This window comes from Nocardia sp. CS682 (genome assembly GCF_004634405.1).
Classification (GTDB): domain Bacteria; phylum Actinomycetota; class Actinomycetes; order Mycobacteriales; family Mycobacteriaceae; genus Nocardia; species Nocardia ninae.
In genome coordinates this window covers 1692083-1707653 of record NZ_CP029710.1, presented here as the reverse complement: position 1 = coordinate 1707653, position 15571 = coordinate 1692083, and the positions used below count along the sequence as shown (strand labels likewise).

At 69.1% G+C, this 15571-nt stretch carries 11 protein-coding genes and 1 pseudogene; 8 read left to right on the top strand and 4 right to left on the bottom strand.

Annotated elements, in window-relative coordinates:
- Positions 1 to 482 precede the first annotated feature (482 nt).
- From DMB37_RS41255 to DMB37_RS07380, 3 genes and pseudogenes are all read right to left on the bottom strand, one after another.
- Positions 483 to 1001: pseudogene (locus tag DMB37_RS41255) on the bottom strand (shikimate kinase); the annotation flags it as partial.
- Positions 998 to 2209 carry a chorismate synthase gene (gene aroC / locus DMB37_RS07385; protein WP_135237400.1) on the bottom strand — a complete coding sequence of 404 codons (1212 nt, stop codon included), beginning with the start codon at positions 2207 to 2209 and terminating at the stop codon, positions 998 to 1000. The pseudogene DMB37_RS41255 and the gene aroC, both read right to left, overlap by 4 nt.
- Before the next feature lie 89 nt (positions 2210 to 2298).
- Positions 2299 to 2856, bottom strand: coding sequence for an A24 family peptidase (locus DMB37_RS07380; RefSeq protein ID WP_135232063.1), 558 nt, complete (start codon positions 2854 to 2856; stop codon positions 2299 to 2301).
- A gap of 234 nt (positions 2857 to 3090) precedes the next feature.
- Here DMB37_RS07380 and DMB37_RS07370 point away from each other — a divergent pair, with 234 nt between their 5' ends.
- The 7 genes from DMB37_RS07370 to DMB37_RS07340 all read left to right on the top strand — a co-directional run bounded on the left by DMB37_RS07370 (position 3091) and on the right by DMB37_RS07340 (position 8525).
- A complete protein-coding gene (locus tag DMB37_RS07370; protein ID WP_107657964.1) occupies positions 3091 to 4218 on the top strand; it encodes a Xaa-Pro peptidase family protein in 1128 nt (375 codons plus the stop codon).
- A gap of 47 nt (positions 4219 to 4265) precedes the next feature.
- Complete coding sequence (gene efp / locus DMB37_RS07365) at positions 4266 to 4829, top strand: elongation factor P (RefSeq protein WP_135232061.1); 564 nt, start codon at positions 4266 to 4268, stop codon at positions 4827 to 4829.
- Between the two features lie 105 nt (positions 4830 to 4934).
- Positions 4935 to 5441 carry a transcription antitermination factor NusB gene (nusB, locus tag DMB37_RS07360; protein WP_135232060.1) on the top strand — a complete coding sequence of 169 codons (507 nt, stop codon included), beginning with the start codon at positions 4935 to 4937 and terminating at the stop codon, positions 5439 to 5441.
- Entirely contained in the window at positions 5438 to 5701 is a 264-nt protein-coding gene (locus tag DMB37_RS07355; RefSeq protein WP_135232059.1) for a YciI family protein, read from the top strand. The genes nusB and DMB37_RS07355 overlap by 4 nt, the downstream gene beginning before the upstream one ends.
- 393 nt (positions 5702 to 6094) lie before the next feature.
- Positions 6095 to 6985, top strand: a complete 891-nt coding sequence (locus DMB37_RS07350; protein ID WP_135232058.1) for a hypothetical protein — start codon at positions 6095 to 6097, stop codon at positions 6983 to 6985.
- A complete protein-coding gene (locus DMB37_RS07345; protein ID WP_135232057.1) occupies positions 6985 to 7671 on the top strand; it encodes a hypothetical protein in 687 nt (228 codons plus the stop codon). Before DMB37_RS07350 ends, DMB37_RS07345 begins: the two co-directional genes overlap by 1 nt.
- A complete protein-coding gene (locus tag DMB37_RS07340; RefSeq protein ID WP_135232056.1) occupies positions 7671 to 8525 on the top strand; it encodes an inositol monophosphatase family protein in 855 nt (284 codons plus the stop codon). Before DMB37_RS07345 ends, DMB37_RS07340 begins: the two co-directional genes overlap by 1 nt.
- Here DMB37_RS07340 and DMB37_RS07335 read toward each other — a convergent pair.
- On the bottom strand, positions 8522 to 9790 hold the full coding sequence (locus DMB37_RS07335) for an SLC13 family permease (RefSeq protein WP_135232055.1): 1269 nt from the start codon (positions 9788 to 9790) through the stop codon (positions 8522 to 8524). The two genes, DMB37_RS07340 and DMB37_RS07335, sit on opposite strands and share 4 nt — an antisense overlap.
- A gap of 27 nt (positions 9791 to 9817) precedes the next feature.
- Here DMB37_RS07335 and DMB37_RS07330 point away from each other — a divergent pair, with 27 nt between their 5' ends.
- Positions 9818 to 15571: a TIR domain-containing protein gene (locus tag DMB37_RS07330; protein ID WP_135232054.1), complete on the top strand. Its 5754-nt coding sequence runs from the start codon at positions 9818 to 9820 to the stop codon at positions 15569 to 15571.

Here is a 15571-nt window from a genome sequence, read left to right as displayed (position 1 = left end):
TTGCCTTGGCCGGAATCCTCCGTGCCGTTCGACGGTGCTGTCGCGTCGGCCTCCGCCGCGGCCGACCGGCGAGCGCGCCAGCCTCTTCCAGTCGAGCCGGAAGACTTCGCCACTGCGGTTTCGTCGGCGGTGGACGGGCCGTTCGCAACCGAGCTGTTCGCTGCGGACTCCGCGGCCGGGGCGTCCGCGCCCGACGTCGCCGACTCGCTACCACCTCGCCGCGTGCGCCAGCTCCGTCCCGCGTTCCCAACGGACGTCTCCGCCGAAGCGGACGTCTCCTGCTCGCCGGATCCGTCCGCGGCCTCCCGTGCGGCGGCCGCCCGGCGCGCGGCGGCACGTGCCCGTGCGCGGCGCCGGGCCCGAGATCGACTGCTGCCCTGCGGCGTTGCGGTGGCTTCGGCGGTGGTCGCCGGAGTCGTGGTGTCGGTGAGGTCCGAACAGTCGGCGTCCGCGCCGGTGTCCGAGACGACCGGCTCGAAACCGAGTTTGGCGAGCACCATCTTGACGACGCGCCCCGGGCTGCGGCCGTCGGTGCGCACCCGGACGGTGGCGACCTCGCGGTAGAGCGGGCGCCGCTTGCGCATCAGCTCGCGGTACTTGGCGGCGGGGTCGGCCCCGTTGAGCAGCGGCCGATTGGTGCTCGCCCCGGTGCGGCGGAGTCCTTCGCCGACACTGATTTCCAGGTAGACGACGGTGCGGTTGCGCAGCAGCGCCCTGGTGTCCTTGGACAGCACGGCTCCGCCACCGAGCGAGACGACGCCGCGCTCGGCAAGGATGGCGCGGCGCACCACCCGTTCTTCGATCCGGCGGAACTCGGGTTCGCCGTCGGTGGCGAAGATCTCCGGAATGGTGCGGCCGGTCTCGCGTTCGATGCCCGCGTCGGTGTCGTACAGCTCGACGCCGAGTTCCTTGGCGAGCTTGCGGCCGATCGTCGTTTTCCCCGCGCCCGGCGGTCCGACCAGCACCACGCGCGGCGCGCGCGGATCGGTCTGCACGATCATGGCGTGCTGGTGTCAGCGGGCGCGTTGTGCGGGCGGGCGCTGATCCGCTTGACGTAGCTGGTGATGTTCTCCAGGGTCTCGCCGAGCGAGTCGCCGCCGAACTTCTCCAGCGCGGCCTGCGCGACGACCAGCGCGACCATGGACTCCGCGACGACGCCGGCGGCGGGCACGGCGCACACGTCCGAGCGCTGGTGGATGGCGACGGCTTCCTCGCCGGTGGTCATGTCGACGGTGGCCAGGGCGCGCGGCACGGTGGAGATCGGCTTCATCGCGGCGCGCACGCGCAGCGCTTCGCCGTTGGTCATGCCGCCTTCCAGGCCGCCGGCCCGGTTGGTCGAGCGCAGCACGCCGTCGCTGCCGGGACGCATCTCGTCGTGCGCCTGGCTGCCGCGCCTGCGCGCGGTCTCGAAACCGTCGCCGACCTCGACACCCTTGATCGCCTGAATGCCCATCAGTGCGGCGGCGAGCCGCGAATCGAGCCGGTTCTCGCCGCTGGTGAACGAGCCGAGTCCGACCGGAAGTCCCTCGACGACCACCTCGACGACGCCACCGAGGGTGTCGCCGTCCTTCTTCGCCGCCTCGATCTCGGCGATCATCGCGGCCTCGGCGTCCTTGTCGAACGCGCGCACCGGGCTCTCGTCGATGGCGGCGAGGTCGGCGGCGGACGGGATGACGCCCGTGGTGTTCTGGGCGGTGCCGATCGAGACGACGTGCGAGATCACCTCGACGCCGAAGGCCTGCCGCAGGAAGTTCCGCGCCACGGTGCCCGCCGCGACGCGCGCCGCGGTTTCCCGGGCGCTGGCGCGTTCCAGCACGTTGCGTGCGTCGTCGAAGTCGTACTTGAGCATGCCGGAGTAGTCGGCGTGGCCGGGGCGCGGCCGGGTGAGCGGGGCGTTGCGGGCCAGTTCGGCGAGCTCGTCCGGGTCGACCGGGTCGGCGGACATGACCGTCGTCCACTTGGGCCACTCGGAGTTGGCGATCTCTATGGCGACCGGTCCGCCCATGGTGCGGCCGTGCCGGACACCGCCGACGACGGTCACCTTGTCGGCCTCGAACTTCATCCTGGCGCCGCGGCCGTACCCGAGCCTGCGGCGCGCCAACTGCGCGGAGATCTCGTCGGACGTGACCTCGACACCGGCCACCATCCCCTCGAGGATGGTGACGAGAGCGGGACCGTGGGATTCTCCGGCAGTTATCCAGCGCAACACGTGCTCCATCTTCCCATGTCGGCGCGCCCGCTCCGGCACGCGGCCCGCAGTGATGACGGGCACGTTCCGCGCACCCACCGCGATACGCATCATCCGGCGCTCGCGGTAGCCAGCGCACACACGGTGGCTATACACATGGCGGGCCCGTGCGGCACCGCGATTCGACTGGGCCTGTCGCGGCTCCACTCGGCGATCGGACCGGCGCTCGATGGGCTCGACCGAGCCCACCTCGATGACGATCGATCGGTGGGGTCGCGGGTTCGGCGGGAGGAATCGCTGGGTTGACGAATCCGGCACCGGAAGACCACGGCAATCCCCGCGCACGCGGTGAGCAACGGCGCGGCCACCGCCGCCTGAACCCACACTTCCCCACCACCGAGCGCCGCCGCCGCACCCAACCCGACGGCAAGCTTCACATCTCCGGCACCGAAAGCCGCGGGTAGCGCCAGGTGCACCAGCAGATACGGCACCGCGAGCAGCACGGCACCCAGTAACGCGGCTGTGTATTGATCTGTGGACAAGGCATAACCGAACACCGCGACCGCACCCCATCCGGTCAGCGAATTCGGCAATCTTCGCTGCCGAAAATCGATGACGCTCAACACAACACACCACGCGAGGAGGGCGGCGAAGGCAACATTCGGCATGCCGTCCACTCTCGTCCGATCGCGGCGCGTGACAACCCCACTCGACCCGAATGTGGATAGCTTTCCGGCATGTGGACAACGATCGATCCCCATGCCGCCCGGTTCGTAACTCGGCGAGTACCAACGGCATCCGCGATCGCAAGCATGATCTTCCGCACGAGGTCAGCGCACTCGCGGCGGCCCGAGCACGTGTTGTATGCGGGCGATACGGCGGGTCGGCGGTAGCTTTGAACCATGTGTGCTGATCACGTGGGCCAGGCGCCCGACTACGCCGCGCGGCGTGGCGCGCTGCGGAGCCTGCTGGTGGAGAACGGAGTCGACGCTCTGCTGGTCACCGATCTGGTGAACCTCAGATACCTGACGGGGTTCACCGGATCCAACGCGGCGTTGCTCGTGCACTCCTGGGATATGCGCAATGCCGAAGAGCGCACGGTGATCGGCACCGACGGCCGCTATCGCACCCAGGTCGCCGAGCAGGTCCCGGATCTGCGCGCCGAGATCGCCAGGGCGACCGCCCGCCGGATCCTCGAGCTGGCCGGGGAGTGGCAGCTCGGCCGCGTCGGCTACGAGAGCCACATCGTCACCGTCGAGCAACATCGCGGCTTCGTCGAGCAACGCACCGGCCTGGACTTCGTCCCCACACCCGGCCTGGTCGAGCAGTTGCGCATGGTGAAGGACGCCTACGAGGTGGCCCAGCTCCGGGCGGCCTGCGCGGTGGGCGACGCCGGACTCGCCACGCTGCTGGAACGCGGCCTGCTGCGCCCCGGCCGGACCGAACGACAGGTGGCCAGGGACCTTGAGTGGGCCATGTACGAGCACGGCGCCGACGCGGTGTCGTTCGAGACCATCGTCGCGACCGGCGTGAATTCGGCTGTCCCGCATCATCGGCCGACCGAGGCGGTGCTGGCCGCCGGTGATTTCGTCAAACTCGATTTCGGCGCCACGGTCGGCGGCTACCACTCGGACATGACCCGCACCTTCGTGCTCGGCACCCCCAGCGACTGGCAACGCGAGGTGTATGAGCTGGTCGAAGCCTCGCAGCGGGCCGGGCGAGAGGCGCTGCGACCCGGCGTGAAGGTCGCCGACGTGGACGCGGCGTCGCGCGCGGTGATCGAGGCGGCCGGACACGGCAAGCTGTTCGTGCACGGCCTCGGGCACGGGGTGGGATTGCAGATCCACGAAGCGCCGGGCATCGCGAAAAACGGAACCGGTACACTTCTTGCTGGCGTGGCGGTGACCGTCGAACCCGGTGTGTACTTTCCCGGCCGCGGCGGGGTCCGGATCGAGGACACGCTCGTGGTGCGCGAAGGGGGCCCGGAGTTGCTCACCAACACCAGCAAAGACCTGACCGTCGTCGATTGACGTCGGTCGACCACCATGTTGTTTACGAATTAGGAGATCCGAGGACAGTGGCGGACACCAGCGACTTCAAGAACGGCCTTGTGCTGAAGATCGACGGTCAGCTCCAGCAGATCGTCGAATTCCAGCACGTCAAGCCGGGCAAGGGTCCCGCGTTCGTGCGGACCAAGCTGAAGAACGTGCTGTCCGGCAAGGTCGTCGACAAGACCTTCAACGCGGGCGTCAAGGTGGAGACCGCGACGGTCGACCGCCGCGACATGACCTACCTGTACCACGACGGTTCGGACTACGTCTTCATGGACGGCGACACCTTCGACCAGATCTCCATCGCCGAGGCGACCATCGGCCCCGGTGCGCGCTTCCTGCTGGAGAACATGACCGTGCAGGTCGCCACGCACGAGGGCGCGCCGCTGTACGTCGAGCTCCCGGTCACCGTCGAGCTCGAGGTCCAGCACACCGACATCGGCCTGCAGGGCGACCGCTCCACCGGCGGCACCAAGCCCGCCACGCTGGAGACCGGCGCCGAGGTACAGGTCCCGCTGTTCATCAATACCGGCGACAAGCTGCGCATCGACTCGCGTGATGGCAGCTACCTCGGCCGAGTCAACGCCTGATCGCCCCCCGCGGTGGGAGCGTCAGGCCCGGAGGCGGTAGCGATGCGTAACCACGCAGGGCCCGCTCCGACCGCCATGGATACAGCGACTGGGATAATGGTGACTGTGGCTGAACAGCCGTTGGACAAAAAGTCGTTCAAGAAGCTCGGCACGCGGCACAAAGCCCGCCGCCGGGCCGTGGATCTGCTCTTCGAGGCAGAGGCGCGCGACGTCGACCCGGCCGACCTGCTCGACGAGCGGGTCGAGCTGGCCGCCCGCGACCAGGCGGTCGCGCCGGTGCACGCCTACACGCACACGCTGGTCGAGGGCGTCGCCGACGACCTCGATCGGGTGGACGGCACCATCGAGTCCTACCTGAAGGACTGGGAGCTGTCCCGGCTGCCCGCCGTCGACCGCGCCATCCTGCGGATCGCGGTGTGGGAGTTGTTCCACGCCAACGATGTTCCGCCGGTCGTCGCGGTGGACGAGGCGGTCGAGCTGGCCAAGGAGCTGTCCACCGACGACTCTCCGTCGTTCGTGAACGGCGTGCTCGGCCAGGTCGTGCTGGTCGCGCCGCAGGTGCGTGCCGCGGCGGCCGCCACCCGCGCGCCGCGTCCCGAGGCCGAGGCGTGAAGAAGTACCTGGTCCTGGCGATGCGCACGCCGCGCTTCGACCCGGCCGTGATCGAGCCGCACAAGCTCTTCCTGAAGCAGCTGAGCGAGCGCGGTCAACTGGTGGAGAGCGCGCGCTTCACCGACGGCACCGGTGGGGCGTACTTCATCACCGCCGAAAACCTCGACGCCGCAACGGAACTCGCGTTCGCCGATCCGGTGCACACCACCGGCTCCTCGACAGTGACCGTGCACGAATGGGAACCCACCACCCCCAACTAACGCCCAGCCGCACATTTTCTGACTGAGCGCATACCGAATCGCGTGCGATTCCCTATGCGGGACATCGGAAAGCGTGCGGCTGTCGCTTTTTGCGCGCCGACCGACGCGTGACCCTTGCGCTCCCGCCGGGGGTGTACGGGACCGGCGGGAGCGGGATGCCGAAGCATCCGGGCCTGCTGCCGCCGAGTGCTCGGCGACCGGTTCCCATCCTGTTTCCTCAACCGCACTCGAGGTCAAGGGGACCGGATGTGGGCTGGACCACGCTGCGCCGGCAGGAAAGCCTTGTGCCTGCGCACTCGTGAGCCTGCCAAGTGTTGGCTCGCACGACTTCCGCTTTCTTTCGCGGCGGGTCGACGGCTGCCTCTATCCTGGGGGAATAGAGGGGAGGGCCGCATGGGGCGGTTGCTGATCTGGTTGCGTAACAACGTCGACGGTGTGGTCGCGTTGGTGCTCGCCGTGGTGGTCGGCCTGCTCGCGGTCCTCGACGTGATCAGCGTGGACAACGTCAACGCGGCGGTGCTCCTGGTACTCGCGTTGCTGGCGACCACCCTGCTGCGCGATCGGCACCTGTCGGCTCAGGCTGTGCGCGACGCGAATTCGGTGCAGCTGCTCTACGGTCCGGAGATCGGACACGCGCACACGCTCGCCCGGCGCGGCACCGAGCAGTGGATCTTCAAGGGCGGCACCGGAACCTACATCCGCGCGGTGACGCTGCGCGAGTGCGTGGAGAACGCCCGGCGCGAACAACGCCCGCTGCGTGTGCAATTGGAGATTCTCGACCCGACCAACGAAGCGCTGTGCAAGACCTACGCCCAGTTCCGTTCGTCGCTTTCGCCCGAGGCCGACCGCACGGGCGAGTCGTGGACCACCGAACGCACCCGCAAGGAAGCCTTCGCCACCGTGCTGGCCGCCTGCTGGTACCGCCAGCGGTTCACCTTCTTGACCATCGACGTCGGCTTGTCGACGGTGATGACGACGTTCCGCTGGGATCTGTCGTCCAGCTGCGTGATCGTCACCCAGGACAATCCGAACACGCCCGCGCTGATGTTCGAGCGGGACAAACCGTATTACCGTGATTTCAACCGCGAACTGGTCGCCAGCTTCAAGCAGACCCGGCAGGTCGCGCTGAGCCGTAGCGAGGAACTGCCGCTGTCCGACGAGCCGACCGTCGACCAGGTCCGCAGCCTGTTCCAGCTGCTCTCGCTGGAACTCCCGGCCGCTTTCACCGATCGCGACGTCGCCGACATCGTGCGCCGCGCGCTCCAGCCGAGGAACCCGTATTAGTGAACGAATATGCCCGCGTCCGCACGTTGATCGGTTCCGATGCCACCGGCGCCGCGGTGCGTCGCTGGGCCCGCGACGTGCTCGCGGGTGTAATCGACGGTAGCTCGGAGCTGACCGCGGTCCGGCACCCGTTGGGGTTCTTGTGTTTTCCCGCGTGGCGCGGCGGCGGTCTCGGTATCTGCGTGCACGTCTGGACCGAGGGCGTGCGCGACGACTCGACCACCTCCAAGGTGCACGCGCACAGCTGGGACCTGCTCAGCACCGTGCTGTACGGCACCGTCGGCAACGAGATCATCGAGATAGACAGTGTGCCGGCCCGTCCCACGCATCGACTGTTCGAGATCCAGAGCACCGCCGACGGTGACCTGGTGCGGGCGACACCGCGGCTGGTCAGCTACCGGACCCGCTCCCGCGAATACTTCCACTCGGGCGAGGTATACACCCTGCCGAACGGCGCGTTCCACGTGTCCGATGTGCACGGCGAGGCGGCGACGGTTGTGCTCGGCGAGGACAATCGGGACCGGCCGGACCTGTCGCTCGGTACGATCGCCACCAGCGACCACTGGGTGCACCGCACGCTGTGCACGCCCACCGAGACCCGGCGCGCTGCGCAAACCGTGCTGGCCCACCTGCGGGATCAGCCGCTACCGAAGCAACTGGAGAACCGATGCGAGCGGGCGACGTAATGAACCAGGTACTCCCGGACACCTTGCTCGACGTCGCGGCCGAGGTGGCCGTCACGGCGGCGGTCGAGGCGGGCCACGCGATCCGGGCCGGGCTGCTCGGCGCGCTGACCGTGCACACCAAGGACGCGACCGGCGACGTGGTCACCGACCTGGATCTGCGCGCGGAGCAGATCATCCTGGGCCATCTGCGGCGCGTCTTCCCCGACCATCGCATCCTCGCCGAAGAGTCCGGCGTCCTCGACAGCACCGACGACACCTGGTGCTGGGTTGTCGACCCGCTGGACGGCACCAACAACATCACCATCGGCCTACCGGTCTGCACGGTGGGTATCGCGCTGTGCCACAACGGAACACCGGTCCTCGGTGTGGTGCACGAGCCGATCGCCGACCACACCTGGACCGCCGTCCGCGGCCGCGGCGCCTTCGGCCCGAACGGCCCGCTATGGCATCCAGCGCATCGTCCCGCAGCCGCCCCGGTGCTCGCGTGGCTCCAGGGCTACCCGGTCACCCGCGCCGACCCGACCGCCCGCGCTCTGCGCCTCACCCTGGAGTCGGCATCCCGCCGCCTGATCCAACTCTGGTCCCCGCTGCTGTGCTGGGTCATGTTGAGCAACGGTGACATCGACGGTTTCGTCGGCTACCGCGCGGGCCTGGTCGACCTCCCCGCCGGCGCCCTGCTCGCCCGCGAATCCGGCATGCACCTCACGGACTTCCACGGCATCACCCTCGACGAGCGCCTCGAATTACCCGTCGGCGAAGTGGATTTCATCGCAGGCAGCGCCGAGATGATCCCCGAACTGACGCTGCTGGTGAAGTCCGCGGCAGCGGTCACCGTCACCGGTTTACCCGACTAGCCGAAGACGAGCAGGGCCGCGACGGCGCCGGTGGTGCCGACGACGGCGAGCCCGAGTCCGGTCAGCACGAAACGCAGCATGGGTACTCGAACGTTGTGGGTGCGGCAGAATTCCAGGCAGAGCAGCGTTGCCAGCGAGGCCCAGGGGGTGACGATCGGGCCGATGTTGGTGCCGATGAGCAAGGCCAGCAGTTGGTTGTGGTTCTCCGGCGGTACGACCGCTTCGCCCGCGGTGTAGGCGGGCAGATTGTTGGCGATGTTCGACAGCGTCGCGCCCGCGCCCGCCGCGCGGAAGGCACCGGCCGCGCCCGAGTCCGACCCGATCAACGTGTGCATCAGATCGGAGAGGCCGAGGCGCCCGAGGGTGGGCACCACCAGGAACAGGCCGACGACGAAAACCAGTAGCCGCCAAGGGAACAGCGCCCAGCGCAGCGACGAGCGGTCGAAGACGGCGAAGGCGAGTACCGCGATGGCGGCGGCGATGGTCGCGGCGATGCCGATGCGATGGCCGACGAACGGGATAGCGACGATGAACAGCAGGCAGGCACCCGCCGTGGTGTACATCAGCACCCGTTCCTTCGCGTTCACCGGGCGGATCGGCGCGGGCGGCAGGTAGCGGTCGTTGTCGCGGCGTCCACGCCGCCAGTACCACACCCAGAGGCACAGCATCGTCGCCGTCAGCGAAACCAGCTGGGGCGCCCACATTTTCGCGGCGAACTCGGTCGCCGTCAGCGCGACCCGGTCGGCGGCGAGCAGATTGGTCAGATTGGAGACCGGCAGCAGCAGGCTGGCCGTATTGGCGAGCCAGATGGTGGTCATCGCCAGTGGGAGCGGTGGTATGCGGGCAGGCGCGGCCAGCGCGAGCATGACCGGGGTGATCAGTACGGCCGTCGTATCGAGGTTCAACAGCGTCGTGGTGGCGGCGGCGAACAGCACGCACAGCACGAACAGTGCCGGATAGTAGCCCCGCCCGAGAATGGCCAGCCGGTGCGCGATCACGTCGAACACCTTGGCCTGCCGGGTGAGTTCGGCCAGCACGATCACGCTGCCGAGAAACAGCAGCAGCGGCCCGATCCGGCGCATGTTGTCCGCGGCCTCTTCGCGCGGCAACAGCCCGGTGAGCACGCACAACAGCCCGGCGAGCAGCAGCCCGACCCGGACCCAGTCCAGCACGCTCAAACCCCAGTGCAGGCGTTCGGCCGCCGCCGCGGCGCTCACCGGAGGGTTCCGTTCGGAGGAGTCGACCTGTTCGGGCACAACTGCCATGCTATTGGCCTGGGCCATACTGGGTGCGTGACACAGCAGGGTGGGCGGGCACGGGACTTCTTCATCAGCTATTCCCCGGCGGACGAGCGATGGGCGACGTGGCTGGCCTGGCAGTTGGAGAGCGCCGGATATCGCACCCTGATCCAGGCCTGGGACTTCGTGCCGGGCACCAACTTCATCGACTTCATGGACCGCGGCGTGCGCGATTCGACCGTCGTGCTCGCGGTGCTCTCCGAGAACTACCTCCAATCGCGTTACGGGACAATGGAATGGCAGGCCGCGTTCCGCACCGACCCCGGCAAGCTGCTGCCGATCCGCGTCGCCGACTGCGTGCTGGAGGGGCTGCTCGCCACCATCACCTACATCGATCTGGTGGGTGTGCCGACCGACGAGGAAGCCCGCCGCATCCTGCTGGAGCGGGTGCGGCACCTGCTCGCCGGCCGGGGGAAGCCGCACATCGAACCTCGGTTCCCGAACGAACTGGGCGTCGGCGCGCTACCGGACCGCTACGGCGAGGAGGACCCGGCCGGTACCGTCGAGTCCCCGATGAGCAGGCGTACTCCCGTTGCGGCCCCGGCCTTTCCAGGTGGCAAGCACCGGGACGAGCACCGTTCCGGAGTCAGCGTGCTGCACGTGGCGGGTCCCCGCTTCGGTCGTGGCCTGTTCGCGTCCGACGAGCCGAGCACCGCCCGCGAACTCCAGTCGCGCATCTATGCGAACGTCACCCAGCTGGTTGGTCAGGGCGTGCCGAAACCCGACCTGATCGTGGTGACCGGCGATGTGACCGAATCCGGCCGCCCGCGCGAGGTCGACGAGGCCCTCACCTTCCTGACCGGGTTGCGCGTGCTGCTCGGACTCGAACCGGACCGGCTGATCGTGGTGCCGGGTAATCACGATGTCTCCAAGGTGGCCTGCCACGCCTATTTCCTGAATTGTGAAGCGCGCGACCGTAAACCGCAGCCGCCGTACTTTCCGAAACTCGAGCAGTACGCGCGGTTGTTCGCCGAGTTGTACCAGGGCCTGGACCATCTGGTGTTCGATGTCGGCCAGCCGTGGACGCTGTTCCCGATCCCCGAATTGCGGGTGGTGGTCGCGGGTTTGAACTCGACCATGGCGGCGACGCACCTGCCCGACGACGACTACGGGAGCATCGGCGAACCGCAGGCGGCCTGGTTCGCCGAGCGCCTGCGGCAGTTCGAGGAGAGCGGCTGGCTCCGCCTCGGCGTGGTCCGGCACGACCCGCTGCCCGGCCCGGCCGCCTCGCCCCGCGATCCCGCGCTGCTGCGCGACGCGGACACCCTGTCGCGGTTGCTCGGCGGCCGACTGAACCTCCTGCTGCACGGCCCGGGTCCCGGTGGGCCGCACCTGGATCGGCTGGACGGCAGGCTGCCCGTCATTCCCGGGGCCGCGGCAGGCCGCGATGAGATCATCCAGCTGACCCACGAGGGCCTCGCCCGTTTCTCCGCGACCGCAAAGGATCCCGCGGAACCCACCGCCCGCCTGGCCGAGCCGTGGACGAATGCCGTTGCGGCACTGGCCTCGGACGCACCGGCCGAGCTCACCGGTCCGGACGAGCTCACCGAGCCCGCCGCCCTGGAGGCCCCCGCCGTGCTCGACCCGCACGGGCGGCTGCTGGAACGGGTGGTCGAGGTATGCGAAACCCGGTATCCGGAAGCCAAGATCCGCCGCGTCGAGACCGACCCGCCGCACCTGCTGCTCACCCATCAGCGCGACGAGGTCACCGCGCAGTGGCGCGTCGGCGTGCACGTCGGCGACATGACCAGGCGGGTGGTCGAGGAATTTCTCGGCCACGACCCGGAATACGGCTCCGAGCTCGTCTATCGCGGTGCGCCGCCGCCGCGTTCGCTGCGCGACGAAGCGGCCAGCCATGGCCTGCGGGTGCGCAGCTTCACCGAATTCCAGGGCCTGCTCGATCTGGACGAATACCTGGCCAAGCAGGTGGAGCGGTTGCGCACCGACCGCCGCTATCCGCCGGATCTCTATGTGCCGCAACGTTTCCGGCTGCTGGAGCACGGCGAACAACCGGTGCACGACGATCTCGTCGCCGAACTGCTGCGCCTGGTCGCCGTCGATCACGGCCGATTCGTCCTGGTGCTCGGCGATTTCGGTCGCGGCAAGACCTTCGCGCTGCACGAGGTGGCCCGCCGCATCACCGAGACGATGCCCGCGCTGATCCCGATCCTGATCGACCTGCGCACCCTCGACAAAACGCATTCGGTGGACGCGTTGGTCGCCGCGCATCTGGCCAACCACGGCGAGGACCGGATCGACCTGAAAGCGTTGCGCTACATGCTCCGTGAGGGCCGGGTGGTGCTGCTGTTCGACGGCTTCGACGAACTCGTCACCCGGATCAGCTACGAGTTCGCCGCCGACCATCTGGAGACGCTGCTGCAAGCCGCCGTCGGCAAGGCGAAGATCATTGTGGCCAGCCGCACTCAGCATTTCGAGTCCCGCGCGCAGGTGCTGACGGCGCTTGGGGAGCGGGTCGGGCTGCTCCAGGACCGGCAGATCCTCAGCATCGAGGAGTTCGCGCCCGCGCAGGTACATGCCTTCCTCACCAACCGTTACGGCGGCGACGTGCCGCGCGCCGACGCCAGGATGCGGCTGATCACCGGCATCCAAGACCTGCTCGGCCTGGCCCAGAACCCGCGCATGCTCAGCTTCATCGCCGATCTGGACGAGCGGCGGTTGCGGGCCGCGGCGGGCGCCCAGCAGACCGTCGGCGCGGCCGGGCTGTATCGCGAGATCCTCGAATCCTGGTTGTCCTACGAGGCCGATCGCACCGCCGCGACGGCGGGTTCGCTGCCCGGTCTCGGCCTGCACGAATTGTGGCTCGCCGTCACCGAATTCGCGTTGCGCATCTGGGAGACCGGCGAGCCGTACCTGCGGCTGGCCGAATTGACCGAGGTGGCACAGCATTTGGTGGAGATGACCGGCGCCAACCGGATGTCGGTGCAGCAGTCCACGCACGCCATCGGGTCCGGCAGCCTGCTGGTGCGGACCGAGGACAACCTGTTCGGCTTCATCCACTCGTCGGTGCCGGAATGGCTGGTGGCCAACCACATCGCCGAACAGTTCGCCGCGGGTGTCGCCGCACCGCCGCAGCTCGGGCACGCGCCGCTGTCCCAGCTGTCCATCGACTTCCTGTGCGACCTGGCCGATATCCGGTTCGCGCGCACCTGGGCCGACGGCGTGCTCGACGACCCGGCCGCCGACGAGGTCTCGCGCACCAACGCGATCCGGCTGACCACCCGGCTGCGCACCGCGCCCACCGCCGACCTGCGCGGCGCGGTGCTGGCCGGCGAGGACCTGTCCTATCGCGACATGCAGCAGGTCGATCTGACCGGCGCGGATCTGTCCGGCGCCCGGCTGGTCGGGGTGAATCTGGACCGGGCGATCCTGCGTGGTGCCCGGCTGGTCGGTGCCCGCCTGGACGAGGCGAGCCTGGTCGGCGCAGACCTCACCGACGCCGATTTGACCAGGGCGCGGCTGGCCCGCGCGGACCTGACCGGGTCGCGCGCGCCGGGTAGTCGCTGGAACCGCGCGGCACTGCTCGATGTCGTCGGCACCCCGGCGGGCACCGATCTGCGCGGCGCCGCCCTGGTGCCCGGCTCGGAGGCCAGGACCGAATTCGCCCCAGCGTCGATCGGTGTCCGGCACGGATTCCATGCCAGGCACGGCCGGTTGCCGCAGCCGGTCGCCTACAGCCCGGACGGCGGCACCCTGGCCATCGGCAGCGATGACGGCGGCGTGCTGATCTGCGACTCCGAGACCGGGCTGCCGCTGCGCACGCTCCAGGGCCATCGCAATCGCTCGTTCGCGGTCGCCTACACCGAGACCGTGCTGATCAGCGGGTCCAGCGACGGCACCGTCGGGCTCTGGGAGGTGACGACCGGCGAGCTGCGCCGAATCCTGCACGGCCACAGCCAATGGCCGTGGCCGGTCATGCTGAGCCGTGCGGGTGATCTGCTGGCCACCGGCGATGCCGAGGGCATGCTGCGGCTGTGGTCGTTGCCCGGCGGTGACCTGCGGCACGAGTGCGTTCCCGCGGACGGCAGCCGGGAATTGATCTACAGCTTGGCTTTTCACGACGGTGTGGTCGCCGCCGCGTATCGCGACGGTGTGGTGCGGCTGTGGGACGCCGAAACCGGCCGGGAGCGCGGCACATTCGTCGGCGCGCCGGGTTCGGTGTTCCGGATCGCGTTCAACCCGGCGGGCGATCTGCTCGCGGTCGGCGATGTCCGTGGCCTGGTCGCCCTCTGGGATCCGGTGCGCTGCACCTTGGTTCGTGAGCTGCCCGGCCACACCGGACGGGTGTACACGCTGGCCTTCCATCCCCGGTTGCCGCTGCTGGCCAGCGGGGATACCGATGGTGGACTGCGCCTCTGGGATGTCGAGACCGGTCAGGTGCGGCACGCGCCGTCCGACCACAACGCGGCCATCTACTGGGTGGTCTTCGATCCGACCGGCGACCTGCTGGCCGCCGGCGACAGCGCGGGTCTGCTCACGCTGCGCGACAGCGCGACCGCCGAACTGCGGCACCGGATCACCGCGCACACCGGCTCGATCTGGCCGTTCGCCTTCCGGCCGGACGGCGGGCAGCTCGCGGTCACCGACGACCAATTCACCACGCGGCTCTGGGATCCCGTGACGGGCGGCTCCAGGCACGTGCTCACCGGGCACGGCAGGCAGGTCCGGTCGGTGACGTTCAACGCGGACGGCACGCTGCTCGCGGCGGGCGGCAACGACGGCGTGGTGCGGCTGTGGGATCCGGTGACGGCCAAGCAGATCCGGCGCCTGGTCGGCAGCGAGGACCGGCTGATCACCTTCGAAACGGCGCTGTTCAGTCCGGTGCAGCCGCAGCAGCTCGCGGTGGTCGGCAACGACGGGCGGTTGAGCCTGCTCAATCTCGACACCGGTCTGTTCCAGCGGCACATCAATGTCGAGGCCGCGCCGGTCTGGGCGATCGCCTTCGATCCCACCGATCAGTACGTGGCCACCGCGAACGACGACGACACGGTGATCATCTGGTCCCGGACCACCGGCGCGCTGCACATGGTGTGCTCACAGCACCACGGGCGGGTGCGGTCCATCGCCTTCGACGCCGAGGGCGCCACCATGGCCACCGGCTGCGACGATGCGGTGGTGCGGCTGTGGGATGTCGAATCCGGCAGGCTGCTGCGCGAGTTGCACGGGCACCGCGATCGGGTCTACGCGGTCGTCCTGCACGGTAACCGCGTGGCCAGCGTTTCCTGGGACAGGACGGTCCGCATCTGGGACGCCGACTCCGGGGCCTGCCTGCACGAGCTCACCCGGCACACCGGCCGCGTGTGGGCGGCGGCGGTCGACCCGCAGAGCGGCATCCTGGCCACCGGCGGCGAAGATCTGGTGGTTCGCCTGTGGGACATGGCAACCGGGCGTCACCTGCACACCATGGAGGGACACAAGCGGCAGGTGTGGTCGCTGGCCTTCCACCCGTCCGGGCGGCTGCTGGCCAGTGGTGGCGACGACGGCAACACGATTCTGTGGACCGTCCCCGGCGGCGACTATCCGGATCCGGAGACGGCGCCGACCATTCGCGCGGAACTGCTCGGACTGTCCGAGGGGTGGGCGGCGCTCGCCCCCGACGGGCGGTACAAGTTCGAGGGCAATACCGCGGGTCAGTTCTGGCATGTGATCGGCATGGCGCGGTTCGAATCCGGGGAGCTGGATCCGTATCTGCCCGAGGTCGGGCAGATACCGCTGGACGCGCCGTTCTGA

Coding starts and splice junctions, on each gene's coding strand:
- DMB37_RS07380 (WP_135232063.1), bottom strand. CDS start 2,856: ATGCCGAATGTTGCCTTCGCCGCCCTCCTCGCGTGGTGTGTTGTGTTG.
- DMB37_RS07370 (WP_107657964.1), top strand. CDS start 3,091: ATGTGTGCTGATCACGTGGGCCAGGCGCCCGACTACGCCGCGCGGCGT.
- DMB37_RS07350 (WP_135232058.1), top strand. CDS start 6,095: ATGGGGCGGTTGCTGATCTGGTTGCGTAACAACGTCGACGGTGTGGTC.
- DMB37_RS07340 (WP_135232056.1), top strand. CDS start 7,671: ATGAACCAGGTACTCCCGGACACCTTGCTCGACGTCGCGGCCGAGGTG.
- DMB37_RS07335 (WP_135232055.1), bottom strand. CDS start 9,790: ATGGCAGTTGTGCCCGAACAGGTCGACTCCTCCGAACGGAACCCTCCG.